Source organism: Acidithiobacillus sp. TH-A36, assembly GCF_057473445.1.
Genome location: NZ_JBYCKP010000514.1, coordinates 1 through 3,197, shown reverse-complemented (window position 1 = coordinate 3,197; position 3,197 = coordinate 1). Strand labels below are relative to the sequence as shown.

Sequence of the window (3,197 nt, the reverse complement as noted above, 5' to 3'; positions counted from 1 at the left end):
GATTCATCCCGTGGTAGCCAGTATTGCAATCCGGGATGTCTGCGAGCTGCATCATGGTGATCAGCGGAAAAGTCCAGAGCTGAACATTGAAAAAGGTACTGTTGTGCTGTGCTGTCGTGACGCCATTTCCGACATCGCCGCCCCAGGAACCGGTCCACTGGTTCCCGACCGTCGAACTCGGATCCAGGCTGACGCCTCCCAGAACCGGCGAGCAAAAGGGATGGGATACCGCCTCGATCAACATGGATGGCTGCCAGTATCCAATCTGGATACCGATAGTGGGGAGCTGCAAATGCTTGAGACTTCCACCGCAGATGCAGGTAGCCCCTGAAGCCGCACCATTAGGCACGCCGGAATTACCTCCGAACCAGGTCATGCCGGCCACGCGCAGCGGGAACATGGCTGACCAGCACACACCGCCGATCAGTTCCTTAAAAATTCCGGCATCCGGGCACATGGTTGCGACCTGTGCGCCAGAGGCCAGAGCCGGAGATGCAAACAGAAAAGCAGCACTAAAGATCAGTGCTCTTTTCCAGTCCTTTTTCCGTTTTGGATTCAACCTGTTGCGCGGGAATCCCCAGCATTTATGCCGGGGAGGGATAGCGCGGCGGTCGATGACCGCCCCATTCCCGCATCTCCTTGTGATGTCGCTATCTTGTCCCAGAAATACCCATATCCGTCTGCCCGCTGAATCAGAGTGCAGAAACGGTGATGAATGCCCTGTACCATTCCGGTAGCTGTCCGGATGGCGAAACTGCCACTGGCGCGAATATTGACGCGGCCCAGATAAGTGCCCACTTTCTTGCCAGAAGTGACCACGGCCTTGACCCTATCTCCCGTCTGAAACCCGAATGCGCTTTTGCTCCGCATGAAGTGTCCACGCGGAAAACCGTATTTCGTGAGCTGTGTGCGCTGGTAGCTGCCGCGCCCGGTGGCCTTGATGCGAAGCACGGGCTGTTGCCAATGTGCTATTCCGTCCACAGTGCCGATACAGGCGGCATCCAGACTGTGTGCCTTGGGCATATCGTGCTGCTTGCGATTCCACTTGCACCGCGCTCCGGTGCCGACTTCCAGATCGAGGCCGGTATCCTTCAGGCGGTTGAACAGTGCCCAGCGGTTGCTGTTGACCGCAGCGGCATCTTTCAGAGGAGCCTTGCGCTGTGCCTCGATACGGGCCAGACGCTTGGGGTCGTGGGCCAGATAGTCCCGCACGTCCTGATTGTTCTTGCGCTGGTTGCAGGGCACGCAGGCCAGTGTCAGGTTCGATACCCGATCACTGCCGCCCTTGCTTCTGGGGTGGATATGGTCGATGGTCAGCGGGATATGCTCTGCATCACAATACGCACACTTCCGGCCCCACTTCTCCAGCAGATACTCGCGGACCTCGTAGCCGAACAGGGTGCCGTGCTGGTACTCCGCGCCAGAGATCTCCGGGTTCTGCAAAGCCTGGGTATCAAAGCGATGCAGCAGGGTGGACAGGGCGGATATGGGTGCCCAACGCTGCAAGCGAGACACCCATGCTGTAACCGTATCCACCCGATGTCGCAGGGACGGTGCCAGCCAGCCCGCAGGCCTCTTGCGGTTCAGGAATCGCGCCGGACGATAGCGGAGCTTGCTCCGACGAAACCGCCGATGCCCGTGCCGTTGTTTCAGCGCCTTGCTGATGGCATGGCCCCGGTGCTGCAATTCCAGCAGCATGACCACGGCCAGCGTGCGAATGATCTCGCCTGTATTGGCATCCTCTGTTTCCTGTTCCCGCACCAGAGCCAGCCCCGTGGTTTTGCTGCCCGGAGCCACTTTCAGGCGCAGGGGTTGCAGGACCGAATCTTCCTGCAAACGATCCACCAGCCGGATGGTGAACGGGACCATGCGATGCACCCGCGCCCGGCCACGCTCCAGCAGTATCCGTGCGCGTTTCTCCGAGCACGGCATCAGCGGTTTCTTTCTCTTGTCCAAAACAAATACAGCCATTCAACCTCTCCTTTGCATCCTTACGGACGCTTGTAACGCCCTATTCGGGATTGCTCCCTGCAAGGGTCTCCCTTCGGGAATGTCTGCAACCGGCTCCGTGCTTTTACACACGCGGAAATGGCCTTCGGCGCTTTACCTTTCGCCAGCATGAATCCACTTCCTTCCAGTGTCCGGGACTAAGGAAGCATCCCGGAGTGGGTCTTGACGACCTGTTACAAACGTAGCGGGTTGATTACCGCTTTCCCTGGTCAACCGAGCCTGCGTACTGCCCTGCAAGCTCCGCCCTTCAGGACGGGGTAGTTGACAGTAATCACTTAGCTTTAGCGAAGCGTGCCGATTGATCCGATTTATTAGTGGCTGAAGAATACGATTTGCCGATAAAGTGACCAACAATCTCTAACGGCTCCGCAATCGCATTCTCCAGAAATGGATACACCATACCTGCAGCTAATAATCCGGCACCCAGACAACCGAGAATGAAGATAGCAGGCAAATACAGTCCCGCTCCGGTAATGTGGGCCACTAATGGAGAATCGGCCTGTAATGCTGCCAGATTTCTAATGATGGGCGAGTTCCCGTTTCCAACTAAAGAAACAAATTCCGCTTGAAAGTGCATTGCCAGCCATCCAGCGCCCAGAAGCCCAACACCTACAGTACGAATTGCTTGTGACATCGCGTTCTCCTTTCTTGAAAAAATGCACTGCAGTTATTCCGCATGAACAACCTGCTGTTGTTCTGCCTTCCCATTAAGCGAGGCAGAATGCAAAGCCAATCGCCCAGCGAATCCTCCAAAACAATCCTTTAGTTTGCCTTCCGTTACTCGGAATCCTGCGCCTGTCTCGGCTCTGAGCTTGTCCAGAAAGGCATCCAGATCATGTCCTTCCTGAGTGCCCGATATACCCTTCCAGACGGGCACGTTTTCTATCACTTCAGCACGAATCAAGATGTTTACTATGTCTTCGTCTGCGACCGAATAACCGCCTTTTTCCAGGGCTGCACAGAGCAGCCTGTAACCGGAAAGCATCATGTTCAGGTAATAATCAGCACCGGGATTGCTTCCCCTGGTCAAAGCTGGAAACATCGCCAAGATTTCTTCTTCTGTATGCGATTTGCTTACAGAGGCATTTTCATCTTCTGCATCCAGTTCAAAAACGATTTTGACTTTGGCGTTTTGCAGAACTCTTTTCAGATCCTCTGGAGAGGTGTTTTCCAGCCCTCTTAAATCG

The 3,197-nt window shown here is 55.5% G+C and carries 4 protein-coding genes; all 4 read right to left on the bottom strand.

The window, feature by feature from the left end:
* The coding region (locus AC2VLY_RS13030) for a TraU family protein (protein WP_486922423.1) at positions 1-559 on the bottom strand (559 nt) is incomplete at its 3' end.
* Positions 556-1,971 (bottom strand): RNA-guided endonuclease IscB, encoded by a 1,416-nt coding sequence (iscB, locus tag AC2VLY_RS13025; protein ID WP_486922422.1) that lies wholly within the window; start codon positions 1,969-1,971, stop codon positions 556-558. The genes AC2VLY_RS13030 and iscB, both read right to left, overlap by 4 nt.
* A gap of 310 nt (positions 1,972-2,281) precedes the next feature.
* Positions 2,282-2,644 (bottom strand): hypothetical protein, encoded by a 363-nt coding sequence (locus AC2VLY_RS13020; protein WP_486892276.1) that lies wholly within the window; start codon positions 2,642-2,644, stop codon positions 2,282-2,284.
* 33 nt (positions 2,645-2,677) lie between these two features.
* Positions 2,678-3,197: hypothetical protein (locus AC2VLY_RS13015; RefSeq protein WP_486922421.1), on the bottom strand; the 520-nt coding region annotated here is incomplete at its 5' end.

What these genes read in the sequence shown, in the direction of transcription:
- iscB (WP_486922422.1), bottom strand. Translation starts at nt 1,971, where the DNA reads ATGGCTGTATTTGTTTTGGACAAGAGAAAGAAACCGCTGATGCCGTGC.
- AC2VLY_RS13020 (WP_486892276.1), bottom strand. Translation starts at nt 2,644, where the DNA reads ATGTCACAAGCAATTCGTACTGTAGGTGTTGGGCTTCTGGGCGCTGGA.